Annotated in this window: 25 protein-coding genes and 1 tRNA gene; 23 read left to right on the forward strand and 3 right to left on the reverse strand. The window is 45.7% G+C overall.

The window, feature by feature from the left end:
- Positions 1 to 176 precede the first annotated feature (176 nt).
- The gene (locus ACXHJ2_RS23970) at positions 177 to 698 is read left to right on the forward strand and encodes a DUF4446 family protein (protein WP_165082264.1); all 522 of its coding nucleotides are present in this window, start codon (positions 177 to 179) and stop codon (positions 696 to 698) included.
- Here ACXHJ2_RS23970 and yyaC read toward each other — a convergent pair.
- On the reverse strand, positions 652 to 1,257 hold the full coding sequence (gene yyaC / locus ACXHJ2_RS23975) for a spore protease YyaC (RefSeq protein ID WP_165082262.1): 606 nt from the start codon (positions 1,255 to 1,257) through the stop codon (positions 652 to 654). The genes ACXHJ2_RS23970 and yyaC overlap by 47 nt on opposite strands.
- A 250-nt stretch (positions 1,258 to 1,507) precedes the next feature.
- Between yyaC and ACXHJ2_RS23980 the strand changes: the two genes are divergently transcribed.
- The 3 genes from ACXHJ2_RS23980 (at position 1,508) to ACXHJ2_RS23990 (ending at position 2,839) form a co-directional block, all read left to right on the forward strand.
- Positions 1,508 to 2,458: a mechanosensitive ion channel family protein gene (locus ACXHJ2_RS23980; RefSeq protein WP_013373910.1), complete on the forward strand. Its 951-nt coding sequence runs from the start codon at positions 1,508 to 1,510 to the stop codon at positions 2,456 to 2,458.
- Positions 2,448 to 2,672 carry a DUF951 domain-containing protein gene (locus tag ACXHJ2_RS23985; protein WP_016822452.1) on the forward strand — a complete coding sequence of 75 codons (225 nt, stop codon included), beginning with the start codon at positions 2,448 to 2,450 and terminating at the stop codon, positions 2,670 to 2,672. Before ACXHJ2_RS23980 ends, ACXHJ2_RS23985 begins: the two co-directional genes overlap by 11 nt.
- A 76-nt stretch (positions 2,673 to 2,748) precedes the next feature.
- A tRNA-Ser gene (locus ACXHJ2_RS23990) sits at positions 2,749 to 2,839 on the forward strand.
- A 206-nt stretch (positions 2,840 to 3,045) separates the two neighbouring features.
- On the opposite strand, the gene ACXHJ2_RS23995 is transcribed toward ACXHJ2_RS23990, so the two are convergent.
- Both ACXHJ2_RS23995 and ACXHJ2_RS24000 read right to left on the reverse strand, forming a co-directional pair.
- The gene (locus ACXHJ2_RS23995) at positions 3,046 to 3,363 is read right to left on the reverse strand and encodes a hypothetical protein (RefSeq protein ID WP_016822453.1); all 318 of its coding nucleotides are present in this window, start codon (positions 3,361 to 3,363) and stop codon (positions 3,046 to 3,048) included.
- Positions 3,364 to 3,729: 366 nt separating this feature from the next.
- The gene (locus ACXHJ2_RS24000) at positions 3,730 to 3,924 is read right to left on the reverse strand and encodes a YjzC family protein (RefSeq protein ID WP_013373906.1); all 195 of its coding nucleotides are present in this window, start codon (positions 3,922 to 3,924) and stop codon (positions 3,730 to 3,732) included.
- A 318-nt stretch (positions 3,925 to 4,242) separates the two neighbouring features.
- Between ACXHJ2_RS24000 and rpsF the strand changes: the two genes are divergently transcribed.
- The 19 genes from rpsF to ACXHJ2_RS24095 all read left to right on the forward strand — a co-directional run bounded on the left by rpsF (position 4,243) and on the right by ACXHJ2_RS24095 (position 23,956).
- Entirely contained in the window at positions 4,243 to 4,527 is a 285-nt protein-coding gene (gene rpsF / locus ACXHJ2_RS24005; protein WP_007433230.1) for a 30S ribosomal protein S6, read from the forward strand.
- A 49-nt stretch (positions 4,528 to 4,576) separates the two neighbouring features.
- Entirely contained in the window at positions 4,577 to 5,068 is a 492-nt protein-coding gene (ssb, locus tag ACXHJ2_RS24010; protein WP_010346813.1) for a single-stranded DNA-binding protein, read from the forward strand.
- A gap of 21 nt (positions 5,069 to 5,089) precedes the next feature.
- Entirely contained in the window at positions 5,090 to 5,362 is a 273-nt protein-coding gene (rpsR, locus tag ACXHJ2_RS24015) for a 30S ribosomal protein S18 (RefSeq protein ID WP_013312800.1), read from the forward strand.
- Between the two features lie 528 nt (positions 5,363 to 5,890).
- Positions 5,891 to 7,630 carry an ABC transporter substrate-binding protein gene (locus tag ACXHJ2_RS24020; RefSeq protein WP_013373905.1) on the forward strand — a complete coding sequence of 580 codons (1,740 nt, stop codon included), beginning with the start codon at positions 5,891 to 5,893 and terminating at the stop codon, positions 7,628 to 7,630.
- Between the two features lie 68 nt (positions 7,631 to 7,698).
- Positions 7,699 to 8,661: an ABC transporter permease gene (locus ACXHJ2_RS24025; RefSeq protein ID WP_016822455.1), complete on the forward strand. Its 963-nt coding sequence runs from the start codon at positions 7,699 to 7,701 to the stop codon at positions 8,659 to 8,661.
- Positions 8,662 to 8,672: 11 nt separating this feature from the next.
- The gene (opp4C, locus tag ACXHJ2_RS24030; protein WP_013373903.1) at positions 8,673 to 9,596 is read left to right on the forward strand and encodes an oligopeptide ABC transporter permease; all 924 of its coding nucleotides are present in this window, start codon (positions 8,673 to 8,675) and stop codon (positions 9,594 to 9,596) included.
- Positions 9,597 to 9,609: 13 nt separating this feature from the next.
- Positions 9,610 to 10,593 carry an ABC transporter ATP-binding protein gene (locus ACXHJ2_RS24035; protein ID WP_013373902.1) on the forward strand — a complete coding sequence of 328 codons (984 nt, stop codon included), beginning with the start codon at positions 9,610 to 9,612 and terminating at the stop codon, positions 10,591 to 10,593.
- Complete coding sequence (locus tag ACXHJ2_RS24040) at positions 10,590 to 11,555, forward strand: ABC transporter ATP-binding protein (protein ID WP_025679381.1); 966 nt, start codon at positions 10,590 to 10,592, stop codon at positions 11,553 to 11,555. Before ACXHJ2_RS24035 ends, ACXHJ2_RS24040 begins: the two co-directional genes overlap by 4 nt.
- A gap of 160 nt (positions 11,556 to 11,715) precedes the next feature.
- Positions 11,716 to 12,657: a D-alanyl-D-alanine carboxypeptidase family protein gene (locus ACXHJ2_RS24045; RefSeq protein ID WP_090737523.1), complete on the forward strand. Its 942-nt coding sequence runs from the start codon at positions 11,716 to 11,718 to the stop codon at positions 12,655 to 12,657.
- 236 nt (positions 12,658 to 12,893) lie between these two features.
- Positions 12,894 to 13,952 (forward strand): LCP family protein, encoded by a 1,059-nt coding sequence (locus ACXHJ2_RS24050; RefSeq protein ID WP_165082284.1) that lies wholly within the window; start codon positions 12,894 to 12,896, stop codon positions 13,950 to 13,952.
- Positions 13,953 to 13,997: 45 nt separating this feature from the next.
- Positions 13,998 to 14,426, forward strand: a complete 429-nt coding sequence (locus tag ACXHJ2_RS24055; protein ID WP_013373897.1) for a CBS domain-containing protein — start codon at positions 13,998 to 14,000, stop codon at positions 14,424 to 14,426.
- Positions 14,427 to 14,546: 120 nt separating this feature from the next.
- Positions 14,547 to 14,849, forward strand: coding sequence for a MazG-like family protein (locus tag ACXHJ2_RS24060; RefSeq protein WP_013373896.1), 303 nt, complete (start codon positions 14,547 to 14,549; stop codon positions 14,847 to 14,849).
- A gap of 5 nt (positions 14,850 to 14,854) precedes the next feature.
- A complete protein-coding gene (locus ACXHJ2_RS24065) occupies positions 14,855 to 15,772 on the forward strand; it encodes a DUF2232 domain-containing protein (protein ID WP_165082260.1) in 918 nt (305 codons plus the stop codon).
- Between the two features lie 11 nt (positions 15,773 to 15,783).
- Positions 15,784 to 17,772, forward strand: coding sequence for a DHH family phosphoesterase (locus ACXHJ2_RS24070; RefSeq protein WP_165082258.1), 1,989 nt, complete (start codon positions 15,784 to 15,786; stop codon positions 17,770 to 17,772).
- Complete coding sequence (gene rplI, locus ACXHJ2_RS24075) at positions 17,769 to 18,212, forward strand: 50S ribosomal protein L9 (protein ID WP_016822463.1); 444 nt, start codon at positions 17,769 to 17,771, stop codon at positions 18,210 to 18,212. The genes ACXHJ2_RS24070 and rplI overlap by 4 nt, the downstream gene beginning before the upstream one ends.
- Before the next feature lie 2 nt (positions 18,213 to 18,214).
- Complete coding sequence (gene dnaB, locus ACXHJ2_RS24080; protein ID WP_013373892.1) at positions 18,215 to 19,573, forward strand: replicative DNA helicase; 1,359 nt, start codon at positions 18,215 to 18,217, stop codon at positions 19,571 to 19,573.
- 376 nt (positions 19,574 to 19,949) lie between these two features.
- Positions 19,950 to 21,236: an adenylosuccinate synthase gene (locus ACXHJ2_RS24085; RefSeq protein WP_040102464.1), complete on the forward strand. Its 1,287-nt coding sequence runs from the start codon at positions 19,950 to 19,952 to the stop codon at positions 21,234 to 21,236.
- Positions 21,237 to 21,466: 230 nt separating this feature from the next.
- On the forward strand, positions 21,467 to 22,123 hold the full coding sequence (locus ACXHJ2_RS24090; protein WP_013373890.1) for a hypothetical protein: 657 nt from the start codon (positions 21,467 to 21,469) through the stop codon (positions 22,121 to 22,123).
- A gap of 309 nt (positions 22,124 to 22,432) precedes the next feature.
- Entirely contained in the window at positions 22,433 to 23,956 is a 1,524-nt protein-coding gene (locus ACXHJ2_RS24095) for a M23 family metallopeptidase (RefSeq protein WP_165082256.1), read from the forward strand.
- Positions 23,957 to 24,142: the final 186 nt, after the last annotated feature.

Genomic DNA, 24,142 nt, shown 5'->3' on the forward strand with positions numbered 1-24,142 from the left:
AGTGAAATGGAAAGTGAGATATGTCTTTGCTTTGTCTGGAATTGCAGGAATCAGAATGGTTTTGATGGATAAACTAATAGCCTTGTGTTATTTGTCTCGCTGTTCTCAAACGTTTAAAATAAAAGGTAAGCAAAGCAGTAACATGATTTTTGAGGTAGAGGGGTAGAAACAAACATATGGCTGAATTGAATGGACTAATCATGGAGCAGCTTGCTGGAATTGTTGCAGGGATCGTGCTTATTTTGCTTATCCTGTTGATTGTTATTATTGTACAGGGATCAAAGCTGAAGAAGATGCGGCGAAAGTATGAAACCATGATGGCAGGCAGCGGGGTTGAGAATTTGGAAACGCTGCTGATTGATTTAAAGGTGCAGATGGATACGATTGAAGATGAGCAGGAAGCCCACCGTGCAAGTATGAAATCACTACGTAGCAAACTGACTGGCTTGAAGGGACATATAGGCATCAAACGTTATAATGCCTTTGGTGAGAGAGGGAGCGATTTAAGCTTCTCCCTGGCTATTGTAGACGATAATCAGGACGGGATAGTATTGACCGGTATTTATAACCGGGATGGCTCATATGTGTATGCCAAGCCTCTGGAAGCGGGACAATCCACTTATTCCTTATCACCTGAAGAGAAAGAAGCTATTACTCTTGCGCAGCAAGTAGGACAGACCGGTAATGCCACTCCCTAATTGCGGAGTATAAGCTACTAGCTATGATATCTGATAATTTCATGACCAAATTTAGTCTCGTATTTTGCAACACAAAGTATTCCATGAAGCCGCCGACGTTAACGATACCAGTCAAATGGATATCGCCGACCGGCGGTAATTCTTTATTTACACCTGCTCCAGGCTTGAGAGGACCCTCTGCAACCTGAATGCATCCAACACTGGAGGTTTGTCCAAGACATGCGTCTATGCCAATGATATAAGGCTGTTCGTATCGGTCATGTATGCCGTTCAGTGTGGTTTGCAGGTTCATAGCATGTACAGGCTCATCTAATGTTCCATACAGATTAAATAGGGGGCTTTTGTAGCGGGACAAATGGGTACCCACAAGCGGGCCAAGGCAATCTCCAGTAGAACGGTCGGTGCCGATGCAAATGATGACGATATTTTGTAGACTCCGTGCCTGATGCAGATGGAACATCAAACGATGGATGATGGCTGATTGGATCCCGGGATCGGTGTGTGATATTTTTAAGCTTAGGGGTTCTTGCCCCGGAATGAAGTCAGATGGATAAGTCATGGAATCTTCCTTTCGTCCTGTAATGGAGTGTGCAGGTTATGCTCGCCTACCTTTAAGAATATACTTGGCCTGCGGGTAACAATTATTCTCAAGATAGTAGCTAGTATATGGATAAACTTGTGCTTTTATACTCGGGAAAAGTAGATTATTCATAGCCATTTGTTTGAAGTCGGGAGATATGCTTATATAGATAGGAAATAGAATGTGGGAAATAGAAAGAGTAGTTCCCTGGTTTGAGGAGGAGTACAGCATGACCTTTATACATTGGTTGGCCGGTAATTTAGACACGGATGACGTAGTGCAAGGTGCGATTCATTGGAAGGATGCTGTATGGAAATGGCTTACAGATAGTGCGATGTGGTCGACCTTTTTGTTTGTGATTTTGAAAATTGTAATTATTTTCATCATTACACGTATCTTTATTCGAGTTATTAATAAAATTATAGATAAGTCGATGGAGCAAAAGGGAGATAACGGCAGATTCCGATTGAATACCAGACGGTTAACGACTGTTGGGGAACTGCTAAAAAATGTAACAAATATTGTATTCAATTTCATCTTAATCATGCTGGTGCTATCGCAAATGGGTATAAATCTAGGCCCTCTGATTGCTGGAGCTGGAGTGCTTGGGTTGGCTGTAGGTTTTGGGGCACAGAGCTTGGTTAAGGATGTAATTACCGGATTCTTCATTATATTTGAGGATCAATTTGCCGTAGGAGACGTCATTCAGACGGGGACTTTCAAGGGGACGGTAGAAATGATTGGGCTACGTACAACCAGGTTGGTGAGCTGGAAAGGTGAGGTGTACATTTTACCGAACGGCTCCATTACGACAGTAACGAACTTCTCCATGTCCAACGCGTTGGCGGTGGTAGATGTGCCAATGAAGGCGGAGCGTAGTCTGGAGGAAGCCGTCAGCTTGGTAAAACAGGCGATCCAAGGCATCGAAGAGTCCAATGCGCAGATACTTAATATGCCGGATGTGTTAGGCGTTCAGTCCATGACTACATCAGAGTATATCGTACGTGTTGTGGCGGAATGTATGCCGAACACAGGGGCCTTGGTAGAGCGTGATATTCAGAATAATATCAAGAGGGCTCTGGAGGACGAGGAACATCGTCAGGCCGCACTGGAAACGGCGATCACCCTTGAAAAAGAAGATGAGCCAGGAAGAAAAGGGGGAGAGAAGGGTGGAGCGTAAGTCGTTTGAACTAGGGGATATTGTGCAGATGAAGAAGCCTCATCCATGTGGGACGAACGAGATGGAAATTATTCGGATGGGGATGGATATTCGAATCAAATGTGTCGGATGCCAGCATAGTGTGCTGATTCCGCGTGCCAAGTTCGAAAAGAACATGAAAAAAGTGCTGCGCTCAAAGTCCAGCGCTGGCGAGCAGAATTCGGAAACCATTTGAGTAGAGAAGGTGGATCATGGTGAACAAGAATCAGCTTGCGTCATGGTAGCAATGATGATATAATTATCCTTGCTGCGGAAAGGTACCCAAGAGGTCCAAGGGGGCTGACTCGAAATCAGTTAGGCGTCGCAAGGCGTGCGTGGGTTCGAATCCCACTCTTTCCGCCACTAACTTCATGAACTAAATCAATCTCTTACGTCTGCTGACGTGGGGGATTTTTTGTTTTATGGCAATAAATAAATCAGATTACTAAAAATGAATGTAACGATATTGAAGAAATGATTAAGAATCTATTGGTGAATGAATAAGGCGTTAGAGCAAAAGAAAGCTCCTAACAGCATTTGAAATAATTGCTGTCAGGAGCTTTCTTTTGTTATAGCTGATTTGGCGGGTAATGATAGCGTTTTGTTCTCTTTGAGCCAGAGATCATCAGAAGGATGGCTGCAATCAAATGGAGTGCCCAGCCAACAAAAGGAATCCAGGCTAGCAAGGAAGTGAGTACTCCCCAGACAGAACCGTAGATCGCTTCCTGATTGCGTAACGACAGGATAAGTGTTACTGCATGTAGGACAAGCATAAACCCTAGAGCTGAGTAGCCAGTCCCCATGACAATAGCTCCTCCCACAATCGGTACAGCCAGCACCAATTCGAATATACCTGATATCCACTTTAATATACGAGAATAGCTCATCTTTAAACCTCCGTAGATAGTAGGTCTTTGTACTTGGATATATTCTAGCAGAAGGAGCTGAATTAATCTGCATTTTACCAGTATATGCAAAAAGTCCGATAATGCAACAAAGGAGGACCACAAAGGTCCTCCATCGTAGGCGATACATTTTTAACAGGATACGATCTGTCCAATCACATCATGAAACTCGGTGTACTGACTAGCAATACCGTGTTGAAAAGACAGTGTCCTTTTACACAAACCTAACGCTTCTAATGCCCGGAATGGATCTCCTAACAGTTTGTAAGGCTACGTCGTCCAACGGAACCACACCTCTCTGTTGTATCGCCTAATCATAATATGGCCAGGATTCCGAAGAAATATACATTAGTGGACACGAGCTTTCGTTTTTTTCTTCCACTTGCGATTATGGTTGGTGGTCTTCGGAAAAGAATCGCCTCTTTCCAGCGTTATTTGCTGCGGGTTTTGGATTTCAGTATGAAAGCTTTTTTCTCCTACCTCCATATATACGCCGTCGTTTGGGACCTTATCCCCGGGTACGAACTCAGTCTTTTCACCCATACGGTTGTGCCTCCTTAGAAATGAATTTGGACTGCAACGGTTATTGTGCGCTGTCTTAAGCAGAAACATGCGAAATCAGGGCATACAGATAGTAGTTAATCAAAAATGATTTCCTTTATATATGCAAAAATTTGTAGTGTGATATAAAATTGTATAAAACCAGTGATATGATGTGTGTGAGCAGTTTTTAGCCTTATGCTCGAAATTGCAGGTTGCATTCAGGTGCTCGATTTGGTAAACTGTTTTAGTGCGAGTTTAGGCTCGTTCCTTGCTCTCAACTGAGATTGAGGGCCTTATGTCCATAAGGAGGTGTAAAGAATGCGCAAATATGAAGTGATGTACATTATTCGTCCTGACATTGAACAAGAAGCTGTTCAAGCGACAGTCGACAAATTCCAAGGTATCATCTCTAACGGCGGTGGCGAAATTACGAATCACGATGTAACTAAACGCCGTCTTGCGTATGAGATCAAGAAATTCCGTGATGGTTCTTTCGTTCTGGTAAACTTCACAGCAGAACCTGCTGTTGTTACTGAGCTTGAGCGTATCATGAAAATTTCTGACGAAGTAATTCGTTATCTCATTACGAACGACGTAGCTTAATTATTGTACGTGATTATGTAATGAACAACGCTCAAAGGAGGGGATTGGATTGTTGAACCGTGTCATTCTGATCGGTCGTTTGACCAAAGATCCAGAGCTGCGCTATACACCGTCTGGTGTAGCAGTAACCCAGTTCACCCTGGCTGTAGACCGTCCGTTTACAAGTCAAGGCGGCGAACGGGAAGCGGATTTCTTGCCGATCGTAACCTGGCGTCAGCTTGCTGAAACATGCGCTAACTATCTTCGTAAAGGTCGTTTGACGGCTGTTGAAGGCCGTGTACAAGTGCGTAATTATGAGAACAATGAAGGAAAACGTGTATACGTGACTGAAATTGTTGCTGATAATGTACGTTTCTTGGAATCTAACCGCGATAGCGGCAACGGTGGCGGCAATAGCGGTGGAGGTATGCGTGAGGAGTCTCCTTTCGGAGGCGGTAACAGCAATAGTGGGCGCGGGAATAATAACTCGCGAAACAATCAGGATCCTTTTTCCGATGACGGAAAACCGATCGATATTTCGGATGATGATCTACCATTTTAATTGGGAAAGGACTGACAAAGAATGGGCTTCAGACAAAGAGAAGGCGGAGACGATAACAAAAGACCAGCTCGTCGTGGTGGTCGCAACAAACGTCGTAAAGTATGTTTCTTCACTGTGAACAAAATTACTCACATTGACTATAAAGATACAGACCTGCTTAAAAAATTCATCAGCGAACGTGGAAAAATTCTTCCTCGTCGTGTGACTGGAACAAGCGCGAAATATCAACGTATGTTGACAATCGCTGTTAAACGTTCCCGTCAAATCGCATTGCTTCCTTACACTACTGAATAGTAGTGGGTGGAAAAAAAGGATGTCCCAATTCTGGGGACATCCTTTTTTATGATTTTTTTTATTGACAACAAGTGCCATCTATTGTAACTTACTAATAATACAATCCATGTTTACCCATTAAGTATAAATCACCTTTTAGTGGCTTAAGAAATTACAAGCTCCCCAACTCGCCAGAGTACACATTTCGGTCATTCGAAATGTTATTTTATATTACATAACACTCAGTTTTCTGTCATTTTCCACAAGTAAATTTCATAAACTTTACAAAAATAGATGTTTTGCAATTGCATTTTACATAAAAAAAGATATTGACGTGATATTATTTTACACTTAAGATAAACCTTAATAAAAATGTAATGGTTGTCAGTGCACAAAATTGACCAAGGGTCTAAAACCTGTGTTCTACACTATCATTAGGAACAGTAAGGAGGGTGTGCAAAACTTCATTTTTGAACCTCAAGCTTTAACGAATCACCGCAGGAATGAGACAGGCTGTTAAATAAAGAACCGACAAGGGGGATTAACAGGATGGTGCAAACGAAGAAATGGGTTTCTTTGCTTATGGTGCTTACGATCGTTGGTGTTCTGTTTGCAGGATGTAGTGGAGGTGCTAATGAGGCACAGCCGCAGCAAGGCAATGCGGATAATAAAACAGAGGGAAATGAAGCAAGCGCACCAGTTACAGAGGGTGTTATTAAAGCGACAGATTTGTCGCAAAATCCTCCAGGAGCAACGAATCGGAAAGATAACATTGTAGTAGGTATGACGTCACCTAAAGGGGTATTTAACCCGCTATTCTGGCAAACAACTTACGATTTATATGTAGTCAGAACAGTATTTGATTCCTTCTTACAGGTGAAGGCAGATGGTACATATGAAAATAGTTTGGCTGAAAAGGTTGATGTATCGCCGGATGGTCTAAAATACACATTCCATCTGAAACCAGGTGTGAAGTATAGTGACGGCACTCCAGTAACCGTAAAGGATTATGCTTTTGTTCTCAAAGTGCTGCATGATCCGAATTATGATGGAGAAAGCGATATATTATCTTTTAAGATTAAAGGCGGTAAGGAATACCACGATGGCAAGGCGAATGATATCTCGGGTATCAAGGTCATTGATGATAACACAGTAGAGGTAACCGTTACAGAAGCAACAGCTTATACGAAGGATTATCTGGGTGAGCAATACTTCATGCCAGAAGCTTATTACGGAAAAGGGTTCAAGAAGGGTAACCTGGACAGCATCAAGGCGCTTAATAATAAACCAATCGGCTCCGGGCAGTATGTGCTGAAGAGCTTTTCCCCAGGTCAACAAGTCGTACTTGAAGCGAATCCAAACTACTTCAAAGGTGCACCAAAGGTGAAATCAGTTATTTTCAAAACGACAACAGAAGAAACAAACCTGTCTATGCTGCAAACAGGCGAAACGGACATGGACAATATCACAGTTACGGAAGACAATGTAGAGGAATTAAAGGCTTTAGGCTTCTTGGACGTGAATATTATGCCGACCAATGGCTATGGATATATTGCGTTTAATCACAAGGAAAAGAAATTCCAGGACCCTAAAGTACGTCAAGCTTTAACTATTGGTTTAAACCGTAAAGAGATTGTGCAGGGCGTGTATGGGCCATATGCGAATGTCATTAATATTCCACAGTCTACAGAATCTTGGTCTTACACGGATGAAGGTATCAATAAATATGAGTTTGATACAGCGAAGGCGAAGGCTTTGCTGGATGAGGCAGGCTGGAAGGTTGGGGCTGACGGAATTCGCGAAAAGGACGGCGAAAAGCTGACCATTAACTTCTCTGCGACTGCTGATAATCCAGTAGTAGAGGCCTTGCTACCGATCATGTCCAATAACTATAAGGAGCTAGGCATCAAGCTGACTTCCGAAACTTTAGATTTTAACGCTATTATGGATAAAAAGGATACAGGCAAGTTTGATATGTTCTTCGCGGCTTGGGGCTTAACTCCAGACCCGGACACAACGACTTTTATTACGAATGGTGCACAAAATGATATCGGCTATTCCAATAAAAAGGTTGATGAATTAACACTTGCTGGTAAGCATGAACTGGATCAAGAAAAACGCAAACAGATTTACAAACAGCTCTATCAAGAGCTGAACAAAGATCTGCCAACTATCTTTTTGTACCAACGCAGAGATATGTGGCCAGTGAATGGACGTGTATCCGGCTTAGAAATTACACCATACAAAGATTTTGAGTTCACTCTGCATAACGCTCAAATCGCTCAATAAGGGTTGCCAATTGTATGCTCAGCTCTCACGAGCTGGGCATATCACTTTATTCGTCTGGAGGAATGAATATGAAGCAGTACATTATTCGAAGACTGCTGCAACTCATCCCCACACTTATTGGCATTTCCATTATCGTTTTTGCGATTTCAGCCATGGTGCCGGGTGATTATATTACAGCCAAGCAGAACCCGAATATGACCGCCGAGAAGGCGCAGCAGCTACGACATATCTACGGGCTGGATAAACCGGAATACCAACGTTATTTTATATGGGCCGGTAATATGTTAAAGGGAAATATGGGGGATTCATTGCAGCATAAGCAGCCAGTAACGAAGGTCATTGGCAATTATGTATGGAACTCTTTTATTATCGCTTTTTTTAGTCTTATTTTTAGCTGGCTAATTGCAGTTGTTGCAGGGGTATTTTCAGCTAAGTTTCAATATTCGTTATTCGATAAGTTCGTTACGTTATTCATTTTCTTATGTATGTCGCTGCCTTCATTTTTTATTGGTTTATTGGTCATCAAAATATTTGCCCTTGAATGGGGGATTCTTCCGGTTGGGGGCATGACCACAGCAGGGATGGAAGCAGGCTCGTGGGCTTATATGGTGGATGTCCTCAAGCATATGTTTTTGCCGACACTCGTACTTACGATGCTGAGTACAGGAAGCCTGACTCGTTATTTCCGTACAGGCATGTTGGAGGTCATCCGTCAGGATTATATCCGTACCGCACGCGCCAAGGGTTTAAAGGAACGGACGGTTATTTTCAAACATGCACTGCGCAATGCTCTGATTCCAGCAATCACACTGCTCGGGTTCGAGCTTCCAGCCTTATTTGGTGGGGCGATGATCCTGGAAAAGGTATTTGTATGGCCAGGTGTGGGGCAGGTTTATCTGGAGTCGATTAGTATGCGGGATTATCCGTTTATGCTGGGCTTCACCATTTTTCTGGCCGTTCTTACGCTCATCGGTAATCTACTGTCTGATGTATTGTATGGCATGGCAGATCCAAGAATTCGCTTGAAGTAGGAGGGATACTATTGTCCGCAGAAACAGTCACGATTGAAACGAATCAAAAGGCGGCGATCCGTCCTGAAGCGTCTCCATGGAGAATCGCCATTCGTCGTTTTAACCAAAACCGCCTGGCTTTGGCAGGTCTCGTTATATTAATTCTCATGGTTATCATTTGTGTATTTGGCCCCATGATTTCACCTTATCATTTAGATGATTACAAGCTATCTGACAAAAATTTATCCCCTAATGCGAAGTACTGGCTTGGTACGGATAAGTTTGGTAGAGATATTTTACTGCGTACGATGCTGGCCGGCCGTATTTCTTTGACAGTGGGACTGGTCGCCACGTTTATTTCGGTCATGATCGGGGCGACGTTGGGTGCGCTGGCAGGGTTTTATCGTAAAGGCGTGGATACGGTTATTATGCGGATTGCCGATATTTTCATGGCGCTGCCTACATTGCCGCTGCTTATTATTTTAGGTGCTGTTCTGTCGGATTTGAAGGTTGATCCGTCGAACCGTATTTATTTTCTGATGCTTATTATCGGAATCCTGAGCTGGACGAGCTTGTCCCGTCTGGTCAGAGGGCAGATTCTTACACTGCGTGAACAGGAGTTCATGCAGGCGACGGAAGCGTTGGGGTTGAGAGACCGCCGTAAAATATTCCGACATCTGCTGCCGAACACGATTCCTACTATTATTGTTACGGCTACACTTGGAGTGGCTGGCGCGATTATTACAGAATCTGCGCTCAGTTACTTGGGGATTGGCGTTGTGCCGCCCACACCTTCGTGGGGGAACATGATATCGGCTGCGAATAACCTGATTGACTTCCGCAAACGGCCCTGGATATGGGTACCACCGGGAATGTGTATTCTAATTACTGTTGTAGCCATTAATCTGATTGGCGACGGTTTACGGGACGCGCTGGACCCTAAAATGAAGAAGTAGGAGACGAACGTTTATGGAAAATGCTTTGATTGAATTTCGTAACCTGAAAACCCACTTTCATACCTCTAACGGAACTGTCAAAGCGGTCAATGACGTCAGTTTTAAAATTCGTGAGGGTGAAACGCTCTGTGTGGTAGGAGAATCTGGCTGTGGTAAGAGTGTAACTGCAATGACGATGATGCGGTTGATTGATTCTCCCCATACCTCAGACGGACAAATCTGGTTTGAGGGCAAAGACCTCTTAAAACTCAATAAAGGTCAAATGCAGCAAATTCGCGGCAATGACATTTCGATTATTTTTCAGGAACCGATGTCTTCGCTGAATCCAGTGCTTACGATTGGGGAACAGATTACGGAGCCGTTGCTAATGCATACATTAATGAGTAAAAAAGAAGCACGCGCCCGGGCAATTGAACTGATTAATTTGGTGGGCATTTCGCGATCGGAGGAAATATTCCATTCTTATCCTCATGAATTGAGTGGCGGTATGCGCCAGCGGATTATGATTGCTATTGCTTTAAGCTGCAATCCGAAGCTGTTGATTGCGGATGAACCGACAACGGCACTGGATGTAACAATTCAGGCGCAGATTCTTGATTTAATGCGGGATTTGAAGGATAAGCTTAAAACGTCCATTATGCTGATTACGCACGACTTGGGTGTCGTGGCAGAAATGGCGGATTATGTGGTGGTTATGTATGCCGGGAACGTTATTGAAGAGGCTCCTGTCATTGAGCTGTTCAAAAATCCGCAGCATCCGTATACTCAAGGGCTATTAAAGGCTAAACCTGTCATTAATCAGAAAATGGATCGGCTGTATTCCATCCCAGGACAGGTGCCAAACCCCATTGAGCTGGGTGAAAATTGCCATTTTCATGATCGGTGCGCACATTGCATGCAAATATGCAAGGATCAGGCTCCTCCCTTGAATGAAAAGGAAAATGGTCATAAGGTTGCCTGCTGGCTATATGAGAAAGAAGGGGGGCAACGGGTATGAGCGAGCCTTTGATTCAAGTGGAAGGGCTGAAAAAGTATTTCCCGATCACAGGCGGGGTGTTTCAGCGTACGGTCGGACATGTAAAGGCGGTCGATGATGTATCCTTTCACATACATAAGGGTGAGTCCTTTGGTCTGGTAGGAGAATCTGGCTGCGGTAAAAGTACGATTGGGCGCACGATTCTCAGATTAATGGATAAGACAGAGGGATCAGTACGGTACAAGGGCGAAGACTTGCACGCGTTAAACAAGGAGCAGATTCGTGCGCTTCGTCCAAAGCTGCAAATCGTCTTTCAGGACCCCTTTAGCTCACTGAACCCGAGAATTAAGGTTGGTGAGGCGATCGGAGAGGCTTTGCTGGATCACGGGTTGATTGATCGTAATGAGCTGCGGCAAAAGGTCAACGAAACGCTGAATATTTGCGGTCTATCCTCGTATCACTATGATCGTTATCCGCATGAGTTCTCTGGCGGTCAGCGGCAGCGGATCGGGATTGCACGGGCCTTGATTTTGAATCCTGATTTTATTGTGGCTGACGAGCCGGTATCTGCCCTGGATGTATCGATTCAGGCCCAGATCATTAACTTGTTAAGCGATTTGCAGCAGGAACGCCAACTGACGTACCTGTTCATCTCACATGATCTGAGTGTGGTCGAGCATCTGTGTAGCCGGATTGGTGTGATGTATCTGGGCTCAATGGTAGAGTTGGCCTCCAAGGAGGAGCTGTTCAGCAATCCGCTTCACCCGTACACCAAGGCTTTGCTATCAGCAGTACCGATTCCAGACCCGACGATCAAAAGACAGCGGATTGTGTTAAAAGGGGACATCCCATCTCCGGCTAATCCGCCGTCAGGATGCAAGTTTCATACACGCTGTCCTATGGCAGAAGCACGCTGTAAAACAGAGGCTCCGGTATATCGAGATGCGGGCGACCAGCATTTTGTAGCCTGTCATTTTGCTTAATACGTCATACTGAAGAAGCAAAATATCCCCCTTCCTGTAACAGGGGTTGGCGGGTATTTTGTTGTGAAATAAAAAAAGGTAAAAAAATTGTATCTTTTTTTCGAAAAATTGCAGACAAAATGGATTTTTCATCGTCTAATAAGGTATGGAGGTTATTACGATGATGAAAAAACATTGGTTACGTTGGGCTATTGTCGTCCCGGTACTTATTATATTGATTTTTATTACACTTGGACCCCGCTTGTTGATCGGAAAGCCGAATGTAGATGCAGACGCTGCGGTGCTAATGGACATGCATACCGGGGAATTACTAATGGATGTGAATGGCGATAAGCCTATGCCCTCCGCAAATATGTCCAAGCTCATGACCGAGCTACTGGTACTGGAGGATATTCGGACCGGACGGTTAGGCTGGAATGATGAGGTGCGCATTAGTCGTTATGCCAGTACGGTGGGTGGTGTGAATCTATCCCTCCGGTATGGAGAAAGAATGACCGTATCTGAATTGTTTCAAAGTATGGTAGTGTATTCAGCGAATGACGCAGCTGTGGCACTGGCGGAACGTTCATCAGGGAATGAGTCCGCTTTTGTAAAGCGCATGAATGAAAAAGCTGCCCAAATTGGGTTGTCGCCCGATAGTCGCTTTAGTAATGCCTCTGGGGCAGGTCAGAGTGAATTAGGGCCGAACCATCCTAAGGACATTCGCGGAGAAACGAAGATGACGGCAAGCGACACTGCAAAGTTGGCCTCTTACTTGATTACATCACATCCTGAGATTCTCAGAACGTCCAGCCGTACACAGATGGAATTGAAGGATAAGGGCATTTACATCAGCAATACGAACTGGATGTTGCCTTCCTTGGCTGGACCGTACTCTTATGCGGGCACGGACGGATTGAAAGCAGGATACACAAGCGATGCTGGATATTGTTTCACGGGTACAGCTGAGCAGCATGGCAAACGGTTAGTTGCTGTAGTACTGGGTGCACCGAGCAAGGAGGAGCGTTTCGAGCAGACACGGAAGTTGTTCGATTATGGTTTTTCTCTGTCCACCTCTTTCCCTGTGCGTTTGCAAAATTTGGTGAAATTGGCTCCGCATTAAAAATAAAAGATAACTTTGAAGGCTACATAGAATACTTATATATACATTACTGAGGGCTTTGACCGTAAGGGCGAAGCCTTTTTTGTCATGAATTGAGGAACTGACCATGCCATGGCACTTTTGACAACAAGGTAGCTGACCTTTTATGCTTTGAGGGGAAGTTTCCGCTTCATGAGGGACCCATCCGGTTTAATGAAGAGATGGGATTTGTGGACGAAAGAAGGAAGGAAGCCATTATGGAGAGAAGACATAAGAGAAGGACCCGTGGAAAGCCCAAAAAGAAAAAGAGGTTTACCGCTCTATATATTTCATGTATTGTCTTGCTTTTAGTTGCAGTGGGAGGCTATCTATTCCGCAAACAGCTGACGCTCGTGGCTTTCGACTGGTTTGTGTCGCCGACGCTGGAAAGCAAACTGGAGAAATCCTACCAGCCTCGTCAATCCGCGGAACAGCAGCCGCAAGAGAAGGTGGCTTACCAAAAGGAGCCTTTTTCGGTGTTGCTACTGGGAACGGATCAAAGGCCAAACGAAAAGGCACGTGGTCGCTCAGATACGGTGATATATGCTGCTGTACGGCCCGCAGAATCGCGTGTGCTCTTGGTCTCCATTCCAAGGGATACGTATGTACAGATTGCCGGACATGACTCCAATCGAGATGGCGAGGATGATTTTGATAAGTTAGGGCATGCTTATGCGTTCGGAGGCGAGGATATGTCCATGGCCACCGTAGAGAAGCTGATGGAGCATAAGGTCGATTATTATGCTACGATTAATTTCCAGGGTATTCAGGATGCCGTGAATGCAGTGGGTGGAGTTGTGCTTCCTATCGATCAGCCCATCGAGAATAAAAACCCGCTGCATATCAAGTTCCGTATTGAGGCGGGCAAGCCGCTTTATAATGGTGAAGAAGCCATGTATTATGTTAGGTATCGGGAAGATAGCGACTTCAACCGTACAAAACGTCAGCAAATTTTTTTGAACGCTATGGCCGATAGGCTGCTGAATATCGATGGAATCACCAAGATCCCGGAGTTGCTCGATATTATGGGGGCCAATTTCACAACGGATATGGAACCTGCCTTTATTACTGGGCTTGGCAAGCAAGCTATTTCACAGGGGAATCCACAAATTTTAAGTTTTACGATTACGGGGGAAGGGTTCAAGAAAAAGGGTCTGTACTATGACCGGGCTAATGAACAGGAGCTTGAATATGCCAGACTTATGATTGCGAACTGGCTAGACTCTGATACAACCCCGCAGACGCTGAGGCTTCCCGACAAGCAGAACATTCAGTGAGTAATCAATTGATTTATATTTGATTTTGAGGGGGATTCGTTTCTCATGAATATCGCTTTTTTCTTGCTTCCCAAACAAGAGGTCGCTTGTGTAACGGCGGATGCTACTCTACGGCAAACATTGGAACGAATGGAATATCACCGGTTCACGGCGGTCCCTATTTTGGATAAGGAAGGTAGATATACGGGTACGGTTACAGAGGGTGACCTATTGTGGCATATGAAAGAGTCTGAGGGGAAAATCACCTTTGAAAACGCTTCTAAGTTTATGCTCAAGGACGTTCCGCTACGGGTTTCGATGAAACCTGTATCCATTGATGCCAACATGGAGGATCTGATTAATTTGGCGAAGGTACAAAACTTTGTGCCTGTCGTGGATGATATGGAGCGGTTTATCGGTATCGTGCGCCGCAGCCAAATTATTGAGTATTGTGAGAAATTTGTGTCTAAGGAATCGCTTAATACTTCAAGCTAAAATAAGCAGCAGAGCTGCTATGAAATAACGATTTACCCTATGGGGTAACAGTTATTTTCAAAATAGGATATGCTATAATGGAGAATAAAGCTTTTTCAGAGGGGTGTGACTCTTCATCATATGCCTAAAGAAATGGATGTAGTTAAACGAGCCAAGGTTATTGAATGGCTTAAAACAGAGGTGCTTGACCAAGTCTCCCGTCTGTTTAAGGCGATGTGGGAAGGCAGTACAGTCCGTATTGGTGACTGTTTGGCCAGCCTGGTGATGAGTAGTTATATTCTGGGGAGGCGTCTTGGGGTGTCTTACCGTGAATTGGATGATCTACTCATCGACAAGCTAAGAAAGCACAGAAAAGAAGGACACCAGTTGGAGGATTGGTACCAAGACATTTCCGCACTGGAAGAACATATGCGTAAGAGGTGAAAACGTTGAAATTCCGCTTGGCCACTGTAGCATGGAGCGTTATTTATTTGCTTCTGCTGCTGACTCTATTGACACCATTTAGAATTATTACCGTATTTTTTCTGATTGTGCCTGGCGCTGTATTGTTTTCATCGCTGCCTTTCAAAGGATTTCTGGTTCACGTCATACCGGTGCTTTTCATTATAGCGCTACTCGATGTGTATTCGCTGCTTCCTGCGATTTACTTTCTGATTCCTTCTATATTGATGGGACGGATATATAAAAAGGGAGGATCTGCTTTTCAGGCGTTGATGACCGGAACGGGCATTATTTTAGCCGAATTGTTGTTTGTACTGTTTATCGCTACGTATTCCTTCGGGTTTGATCTTTCGCAGTCCCTTCGGAATCAGGCTGAGATATCGGCCAGTATTGTACAGCAGATTTTGAGTGCGAATCCGATGTTTGCGAATATGAGCTGGACAGCTGAAGATACGCAGAAACTCGGTACAATGCTGATTGGTAAAGTTCCATATGTGATGATTGTCAGCTCGTTCATACTGGCAGTGATCACACATGCTTTGGCACGTCCAGCGTTGAGTAGTCTCGATGTGCCGGTACGTAAAATGAAGCCTGCCCGCGAGTGGATGCTACCGCGTACGCTGATCTGGTACTATCTGCTGGCAATTGTAATTGGATGGATAGCGGATTCTTCCGATAGCAGCTGGATTCAAACGGTCTCCATTAGTATGCTACCGCTGATCCATGCATGTTTTATTATCCAGACAATTGGTTTTGTATACTTCTGGACGCATAGCCGTAAAAAGAGCCCGGTGATTGCGTTGCTGCTGTCGCTCGTCGTTCTGGTGTTCCAGCCGCTCCGCATTATAGGTATTATTGATTTGGCCTTTCCGCTGCGTGAAGCTATTACAAGATCAAAGAAATAGGGTGAACAGTCATGCCTAAATTTCTACAAAAACGCTGGCACGGCTATCAGACGGTCTGGGCGTTTTTACTGCTGCTGGTGCTTGTCATATGTATTTCCATGTACAACTGGGAACTGGGTGTGATAGGACTGCTGCTATCATTCTTGCTCGGCGGACTGATGCTGAAGACGGAGCTGGATTTTCGTCGGGAACTGAATCAATATATCAGTGGTCTTTCCTTCCGGATTAAGCGGGTGGAGGGAGAAGCGATCAGTACACTGCCGTTCGGTATCATTTTATACAGTGAAAATCGAACCGTAGAATGGCACAATCGCTTTGCCAGTGAGATGTTCGAGGAGCAATCATTGATTGGAGAGCCTCTTCAAGATTTGTTTCCTCAACTCGCAAATGCTCTAAGCACTAAAAAAGAAACGAAAGAACCTGCTCGTGAACTAAAGGTGGAATTACAGCATGATGAGCGTCATTATCAGTTTCTAATCGTGCCTGATGAGCGTCTGATATATTTGTATGAAGTGACGGAGCTTGCGGTATTGCGCAAGCAGTATGAGAACGAGCGGTTGGCGCTTGGTATCGTCATGCTTGATAATATGGACGAGGCTGCTCAGGGAATGGACGATCAGCAACGCACCGCGCTTATTGCGAAGGTTTCCAGCGAGATTACATCTTGGGCCAATCAGTACAATATTTATTTGCGCCGGTTGTCATCTGAGCGTTATCTTATTATGCTGAATCATAAAGCACTCCAGGAGCTGGAGCAAAGTCGATTTGTCATTTTGGATACCGTGAGGGAAATGACGGCGGATTTGAAAGTACCGATGACATTGAGCATTGGCTTGTCTTTTGGCGCAGAGAGTATCAAGGAACTGGGCGAGTTGGCCCAATCCAGTCTAGATATGGCGCTTGGACGTGGGGGAGATCAGGCAGCAGTGAAAGCGGGACAGCGCCTGTCCTTTTACGGAGGCAAGTCCAATGCTGTCGAGAAGCGTACCAGGGTGCGTGCCCGAGTCATTGCACATGCGCTGCGTGATCTGATGCAGGAGAGCGACCGTGTGCTGATTATGGGACACAAAATACCGGACATGGATGCAATCGGAGCAGCTATCGGTGTGTGGAAGGCCGCGGCACTTTACAATGTAGAGGCCCATATCGTACTGGACAAATCCAATCCGTCTATTGACCGAATGATGGAGCAGGTAAACAAGGATGAGAAGCTGTCGCAAGCGCTCATGACACCGGAGCAGTCGCTTCAGGTGATGACCGAGCACAGCCTGCTGGTTGTGGTGGATACGCACAAGGCGTCAATGACGATTGAGCCGCGTCTGGTGCAGACGGCCAGCCGGGTGGTGGTGGTGGATCATCACCGTCGGGGCGAGGAATTTATTAATGATTCTGTTCTGATCTATTTGGAGCCATACGCGTCATCGGCCTGTGAACTGGTGACTGAGCTGCTGCAATATATCCATGAAAAGGTCCAGCTGACACCGCTGGAGGCAACATCATTGCTGGCGGGGATTACGGTGGATACCAAGCATTTCTCCCTGCATACAGGCTCACGCACATTCGAGGCAGCTGGCTTCTTAAGACGTAGTGGAGCGGATACAGTGATGATCCAGCGCATGTTAAAAGAGGACCTGGATGAATATATTGCTAAGGCGGAAATTATTAAGCATGCTAAAATGATATATGGGCATATCGCAATTGCGGTGACCGAGCCCGGACAAAAAATACCGCAGCTCCTGATTGCTCAGGTGGCGGATTCATTACTCAATATGACGGATGTACTGGCCTCCTTTGTGGTCAGTGAACGTCCTGACGGCCTGGTGGGGATCAGCGCCCGTTCACTCGGACGCATGAACGTACAGGTTGTCATGGAACGGCTAGGCGGCGGAGGACATCTGACGAACGCGGCGGTTCAGCTGGAATGCTCGCTGGAGGAAGCTAGACGCAGAGTGGTCGACGTTCTGGCCGAAATTGATGGGGAAGAGGGGTTATTTGAATGAAAGTAATATTCATTAAAGATATGAAGGGCCAAGGTAAGAAGGGGCAGGTTAAGGAAGTATCCGACGGTTATGCAGCGAATTTTTTGTTGCCGCGTGGGATTGCCCGTCCAGCAACGGAAGGAAATATGAAGACGCTGGAAAACCAAAACGCTGCTGAGGAAAAACGCAAACAAGAGGAAAAGGAAGAGGCGCAAGTACTCGGCAAAAAGCTGGAAGAGACTACAATTCAGCTCAAAGCGAAGGCTGGAGAAGGCGGACGTCTGTTCGGTGCGATTACAAGCAAGCAAATCGCAGAGGCTGTTGCTAAAACAGGCATCAAGCTGGACAAACGCAAAATCGAGCTGGAAGAACCGATTCGTACGTTGGGCGTGACTCAAATGACCGTCAAGCTTCATCCTGAGGTCAAAGCTACGCTGAAAGTACAGGTGACTGAAGAATAATTATGGGCGGCGAATTTTTTGATCGGATTCCTCCGCAAAATCTGGAGGCTGAACAGGCGGTTATCGGGTCTATTTTGCTTCAGTCCGAAGCACTGATTACCGCAATGGAGCGGGTGCAGACCGAGGACTTTTACGATAAAGCTCATCAGATGATTTACGAAGCAATGATTGAGCTGGGTGAATCCGGACAGCCGATTGACTTGGTTACGCTGACCTCGAAAATTCAAGACAAGGGACAGCTAGAGGATATCGGTGGTGTCAGTTATCTGGCGAAGTTGGCTCACGGGGTGCCAACAGCGGCTAACGTGGATTACTATGCCCAGATCATTGAAGAAAAAGCGATGCTTCGTCGCTTGATTCGTGCAGCTACACAGATTGTGAGCGAAGGCTATAGCAGTGGCGAGGATGTCGCCGGCATGCTGAGCGATGCCGAGCGCAAGATTATGGAAATCTCCAACGGGCGCTCAGGCAGTGGCTTTATTGCCATCCGCGATGTCGTGATGGAAGTGTTTGACCGCGTTGAATTGCTGCATCAGAACAAGGGCAACACGACCGGAATTCCGTCCGGCTTTGTTGATTTGGATAAGATGACAGCGGGTTTCCAGCGCAATGACTTGATCATTGTGGCTGCTCGTCCATCTGTAGGTAAAACGGCATTTGCCCTGAATATTGCACAAAACGTTGCAGTACGGGCAAAAGAGACGGTTGCCATCTTCAGTCTGGAAATGTCGGCGGCTCAGCTCGTGCAGCGGATGATCTGTGCCGAGGCTAACTTGGACGCGAACGTCATGCGGACAGGTGAATTTAAGGGCGATGACGATTGGGCGAAGCTGACGATGGGCATTGCAGCCTTGTCAGAGGCGGAAATTTATATCGATGATACGCCCGGCATCACTGTGGCTGATATCCGAGCCAAATGCCGCCGTCTCAAGGCGGAAAAGGGACTGGGCATGATCGTTATTGACTACTTGCAGCTCATTCACGGACGCGGCAAAGCGGGCGAGAACCGGCAGCAGGAGGTATCCGAAATTTCACGGACATTGAAACAAATCGCCCGTGAACTTGAAGTGCCTGTAATCGCCCTTTCCCAGCTGAGTCGGGGTGTAGAGCAGCGTCAAGATAAGCGGCCAATGATGAGTGACTTGCGGGAATCGGGTTCCATCGAGCAGGATGCTGACATCGTTGCGTTTCTGTACCGGGATGATTACTATAATCAGGAAACAGAAAAGAAAAATATTATTGAAATTATTATTGCCAAGCAGCGTAACGGCCCGGTCGGTACGGTAGAGTTGGTATTTCTTAAAAATTATAATAAATTCGCTAATTACGAGCGTGCCCATTCGGATGCGTTCGCCGGTTAATATATTAGTATGTTTAGAAAAGGCTCTTTCGACGCGGGTATCGCGGTTTCGAGAGAGTCTTTTTTATAGAATTCATATATTTTCATAGAACGATTGAAACTCTCAATTACGAACAATACTATTTTCATGTAATATAATGTTCGCTTTTTATTTGACTTTGAAAAATGGTACTGGTACACTTATAGTGCTGCTTCAACGTAGCGGGAGATCATTACGCCCGGGGCTTTCCGAACTTGTGGAATGTCTGCGACGGACGTTTTTTCCTGCTGTCCGAGAACGCTTCATATCTGCCCGCTGAGGCGGCTGAAGCCAGATATGTGTTAGCGCGTCAGCTCAAAATCAGAGTGTCTGTGGGCACTCCACGGAGGAATGAAACATGTCAACTGTAGTCGTTGTGGGAACACAATGGGGAGACGAAGGCAAAGGTAAAATCACGGACTATCTGGCGGAAAGCGCTGAAGTGGTGGCCCGTTACCAAGGCGGAAACAATGCTGGTCATACGATTCTCATTGACGGTAAAAAGTATAAGCTGAGCCTGATTCCATCCGGCGTTTTTTATGAAGATAAAAAGTGTGTTATTGGCAACGGCATGGTAGTGAATCCAGCCGCTCTTATTGAAGAAATTACTTATATTCATGATAATGGATTTTCCACAAAAAATTTGGTCATTAGTGACCGCGCACATGTCATTATGCCTTACCATATGACGTTGGATGTGCTGGAAGAAGACCGCAAAGGTCCTAACAAAATTGGTACTACCCGTAAAGGGATCGGTCCTGCTTATATGGATAAAGCTGCACGTAACGGTATTCGTATTGCTGATTTGCTGGATGCAGAGGAATTCGAAAAGAAACTGCGCCATCTAACGAAGGAAAAGAATCAAGTGATTGAGCAAGTATACGGCGGCGAGCCGCTGGATGTTGAAGAAATATTGAAACAGTACCTGGAATATGCTGAGTTTATCCGTCCTTATGTAGCGGACACGTCTGTTGTGCTGAACGATGCAATCGACGCTAATCGTAAGGTGTTGTTTGAAGGTGCGCAAGGCGTTATGCTCGATATCGACCAAGGTACGTATCCATATGTTACGTCCTCTAACCCGTCGGCTGGCGGCGTATGTATCGGTTCCGGTGTAGGCCCGTCCAAAATTCAACAAGTGATCGGTGTAGCTAAATCATACACAACTCGTGTAGGTGATGGACCTTTCCCAACGGAGTTGAACGATGAAGTTGGCGATTACATTCGTGAAACAGGTCATGAGTACGGTACGGTTACAGGACGTGCTCGTCGTGTTGGCTGGTTTGACAGCGTCGTTGTGCGTCATGCCCGTCGTGTCAGTGGATTAACGGGTCTTTCCCTGAACTCGTTGGACGTTTTGACAGGTCTGAAAACAGTCAAAATCTGTACAGGCTACAAATATCGCGGTGAGATCATCACGCATTATCCAGCTAGCTTGAAAATGCTGGCGGAATGCGAAGCGGTATATGAGGAATTGCCAGGTTGGAGCGAAGATATTACTGGCGTAAAAACGTTGGAGGAACTGCCTGAAAATACACGCAATTACGTACAACGCGTATCCGAGCTGACAGGCATTCCAATCGCTATTTTCTCGGTTGGTCGTAACCGCGATCAAACGAACCAAGTGCTTCCAATTTATTTGTAAGACATCTATAGGATTCTATGAAGGCGTCATGCCTGTTCTAAAATATAGCTATTCCTGCACGATTAGGAGAGAGAGGTGGTTAATTCCTTTCTCTCCTTTTTTCTGTGTAGTTGTGTTTGTGCTAGTTTTACATATTCCAAGGGTTAAAAATCGTCATATCTCGTCAATACTGGTCTATATGCACTTCATGATGTACACATGGCAAGATGCGTATAAGGAGGTAACGGGATATGAGGTGGCTTGGATGGCTACTTAAAAAAGGAATGACGGTGGTGCTGGTCAGCGCGCTGACACTGGCAGTGACCGGTGTGGTCGTGAATGCCTATGTTCAATCACTGCTGCGGCAGTTTAACATTCAGCTTGATCACCAGCCGACATGGGGATGGAGTTGGCTAAAAGGCAGCGCTGGTACTGACCAAAGTACAGGCACAGGGAAGAGCAAGACGACAGGGAGCGACTCTGGAGGTGTAACACCGCCTGATAATGCTTTGCCTGTCATGGGACAGGGCTTAGAGGAAAGCGGACGTGAAGCTGGAGGCTCATCCAATGGAACGGTATCCCAGGAAGGGGCCACGTCGGCGGGAACATCAGGCAGCGAGTCGCGTCAGCAGGCAGAAGGTACAGCTACTCCCGAAACGAGTATCGAAGGTCATGATTTGGTCATTACGCCCGACCATCTGACAGAGAAAAAGAACAATTTACCGGCGGCTCAGAAGCAGGAGATTTTTACGATTCTCATGAGTAAACTACCGCCGGAGGAGATGCAGAAAATATCAGCCGCGATGGAAGGCGGCCTCACCGAGCAGGAGCTGCAAGATATTCAGCAGGTGCTTGCGAAGTATTTGACCAAAGAGGAATATAACAAGCTGATGGGTATGCTTAAATAATGCATGAATAAAACACAAGAATGTATGGGCAGTGTTAATGCTCAAAACAGGACTGTAGAATCCGCGCTAGGCGCGGATTTTTTTGCGTTCAAGGAAGTAATTGGGGTGTAGTTGAATTCTTTGTAAAAGCTATGTTAAAGTAAACTGTGTTGTGAAAAGGTTAAATTTTTGAAACCTTTTACGTAACTATGCAATGCTAGATAGCGACTATTATCATAGATAAGCTTGTAAAAGGGCTACTTTTATCATGTAAAAAAACAATAATGAACGCATTTAATAGAGATAGGATATGCTGAAAAGGAGAGAACCATGGAGGTTTCTAAGGGGAAGTTATCACCAGACCACAGGAGTGGAAATTCAAGTGTTGAGGGCAATTCTGCTGATAAAGCAGGGAAAATAGCAACATGGTGGAGCGGACGGAAAAGATGGTTAAGTTGGACGGCAGGCGGCATTGTGATTGTTGGCGGTCTTATTTTTGCTAGCAATCAGTATGTTGGAGCCAATATGGTTCCTTATTATAAAGTGTATGTTAAAGGCGTTGAGGTCGGCGGTATCCTGAATGAGCAGCAGCTTAAGCAGCTGTATTCAACGAAGAGCAAGCAGTATAAAGACAAGTATCCTGACGTGGAAATGGTGCTCAATACGAGCGCGGTCACGACGAGCACGGAAAAGGCATATAAGGCGGATATCGATAGCGCAGCCACGCTGAAGAAGCTGGACGGCATGCTGACTGCCTATGCCAAAGCAGTAGAAGTGAAGGTCAACGGACAGATGGTTGGCATTGTAAAGGATAAAGCGACGGCACAAGCAGCTTTAAAGCAAGTGCAGAAGAAGTACACACCTGCGGGTGAAGGTACGGCTTCTGGCATCAAGGGGCTAGTTCGCAAAACATCCGTGGGGAGTAGTCATGCTAGCGCAAGCACGAAGGCGCCTAAAGCATGGCTGGAGTCTGCTGGTATCCGTGAAAAGATTGCGTATGAGCCTGTGAAAGCAGATCCGAACAAGGTGCTGACGGAGGAAGAAGCGGTTAAAGTATTGACCGAGGGACGTGAAGCTCCTACAACGTATACGGTGCAGGAAGGTGATTCATTGTCGTCGATTGCCACCAAGTTCAATACGACGGCTTGGGAGATTAAGCAAAACAATCCCGGTCTGCGTGAGTTGTATTTGCAAATTGGGGACGAGTTAAAGGTCACGGCTCCCAAGGTACCTGTTACGGTACGAACGGTAGAAAAGGTCGTCGAGCAGATCGCCATCGAGCCTGAAATAGAGATTCGCCAGAGCGATGAATTGAAGGCAGGAGTTACGAAAGTCGTCAGACCGGGACAAGCAGGTCTTAAAGAGATGGACTATCGTTTGACCAAGGAGAACGGTGAGGTCGTGCAAGAGGAATGGCTTGGTCAAAAGGTGTTACAGCCTTCTGTTACCGAGGTGGTTCTGAGAGGGACGAAGGTCGTGGGAGAAGGTTCCGGACAGTTCGCTTGGCCAGTGTCCGGTGCTACGATGTCGAGCAGCTTTGGCGCACGTTGGGGACGTATGCACGAGGGGGTCGACTTAGTCGGCAGTCCTGACATTCACGCATCTGATGAAGGTGTGGTGTCATTTGCAGGTCAGCAGAATGGATACGGCAATGTCATTATGATCGATCATGGCAACGGCTACCAGACGGTGTACGGGCATTTGAGCAGCATTGGCGTTCATGTAGGACAGGTTGTTCAACAAGGCGAGTCGATCGGAGTTATGGGGAGCACAGGACGCTCAACAGGAACGCATCTGCATTTTGAAATTCGCAAAGATAATACGGCACGCAATCCAATGACGTATTTAAGATAGATTTGATGCTTATATCGTTAGCTACATGATTGACGAAGAACAAGGAGAAAGGCCATGTTTTTCTGCATGCTTAACAGCAGGTGCAGGCATGGTTTTTTTCTGCGTAAAGAAAAAAGGGTCTGGAAAAGTAATGGAATAGCGTACGGGTATGATAGAATAGAATAAGCATCTTATGGGCGCTAACAA

Source organism: Paenibacillus sp. ALE3 (assembly GCF_054113405.1).

Excerpts from the sequence above, each read along its gene's own strand:
- ACXHJ2_RS23970 (WP_165082264.1), top strand. The coding sequence starts at position 177 with ATGGCTGAATTGAATGGACTAATCATGGAGCAGCTTGCTGGAATTGTT.
- yyaC (WP_165082262.1), bottom strand. The coding sequence starts at position 1,257 with ATGACTTATCCATCTGACTTCATTCCGGGGCAAGAACCCCTAAGCTTA.
- ACXHJ2_RS23980 (WP_013373910.1), top strand. The coding sequence starts at position 1,508 with ATGACCTTTATACATTGGTTGGCCGGTAATTTAGACACGGATGACGTA.
- ACXHJ2_RS23995 (WP_016822453.1), bottom strand. The coding sequence starts at position 3,363 with ATGAGCTATTCTCGTATATTAAAGTGGATATCAGGTATATTCGAATTG.
- ACXHJ2_RS24000 (WP_013373906.1), bottom strand. The coding sequence starts at position 3,924 with ATGGGTGAAAAGACTGAGTTCGTACCCGGGGATAAGGTCCCAAACGAC.
- rpsF (WP_007433230.1), top strand. The coding sequence starts at position 4,243 with ATGCGCAAATATGAAGTGATGTACATTATTCGTCCTGACATTGAACAA.
- rpsR (WP_013312800.1), top strand. The coding sequence starts at position 5,090 with ATGGGCTTCAGACAAAGAGAAGGCGGAGACGATAACAAAAGACCAGCT.
- ACXHJ2_RS24020 (WP_013373905.1), top strand. The coding sequence starts at position 5,891 with ATGGTGCAAACGAAGAAATGGGTTTCTTTGCTTATGGTGCTTACGATC.
- ACXHJ2_RS24025 (WP_016822455.1), top strand. The coding sequence starts at position 7,699 with ATGAAGCAGTACATTATTCGAAGACTGCTGCAACTCATCCCCACACTT.
- ACXHJ2_RS24035 (WP_013373902.1), top strand. The coding sequence starts at position 9,610 with ATGGAAAATGCTTTGATTGAATTTCGTAACCTGAAAACCCACTTTCAT.
- ACXHJ2_RS24040 (WP_025679381.1), top strand. The coding sequence starts at position 10,590 with ATGAGCGAGCCTTTGATTCAAGTGGAAGGGCTGAAAAAGTATTTCCCG.
- ACXHJ2_RS24045 (WP_090737523.1), top strand. The coding sequence starts at position 11,716 with ATGATGAAAAAACATTGGTTACGTTGGGCTATTGTCGTCCCGGTACTT.
- ACXHJ2_RS24050 (WP_165082284.1), top strand. The coding sequence starts at position 12,894 with ATGGAGAGAAGACATAAGAGAAGGACCCGTGGAAAGCCCAAAAAGAAA.
- ACXHJ2_RS24055 (WP_013373897.1), top strand. The coding sequence starts at position 13,998 with ATGAATATCGCTTTTTTCTTGCTTCCCAAACAAGAGGTCGCTTGTGTA.
- ACXHJ2_RS24060 (WP_013373896.1), top strand. The coding sequence starts at position 14,547 with ATGCCTAAAGAAATGGATGTAGTTAAACGAGCCAAGGTTATTGAATGG.
- ACXHJ2_RS24070 (WP_165082258.1), top strand. The coding sequence starts at position 15,784 with ATGCCTAAATTTCTACAAAAACGCTGGCACGGCTATCAGACGGTCTGG.
- rplI (WP_016822463.1), top strand. The coding sequence starts at position 17,769 with ATGAAAGTAATATTCATTAAAGATATGAAGGGCCAAGGTAAGAAGGGG.
- dnaB (WP_013373892.1), top strand. The coding sequence starts at position 18,215 with ATGGGCGGCGAATTTTTTGATCGGATTCCTCCGCAAAATCTGGAGGCT.
- ACXHJ2_RS24085 (WP_040102464.1), top strand. The coding sequence starts at position 19,950 with ATGTCAACTGTAGTCGTTGTGGGAACACAATGGGGAGACGAAGGCAAA.
- ACXHJ2_RS24090 (WP_013373890.1), top strand. The coding sequence starts at position 21,467 with ATGAGGTGGCTTGGATGGCTACTTAAAAAAGGAATGACGGTGGTGCTG.
- ACXHJ2_RS24095 (WP_165082256.1), top strand. The coding sequence starts at position 22,433 with ATGGAGGTTTCTAAGGGGAAGTTATCACCAGACCACAGGAGTGGAAAT.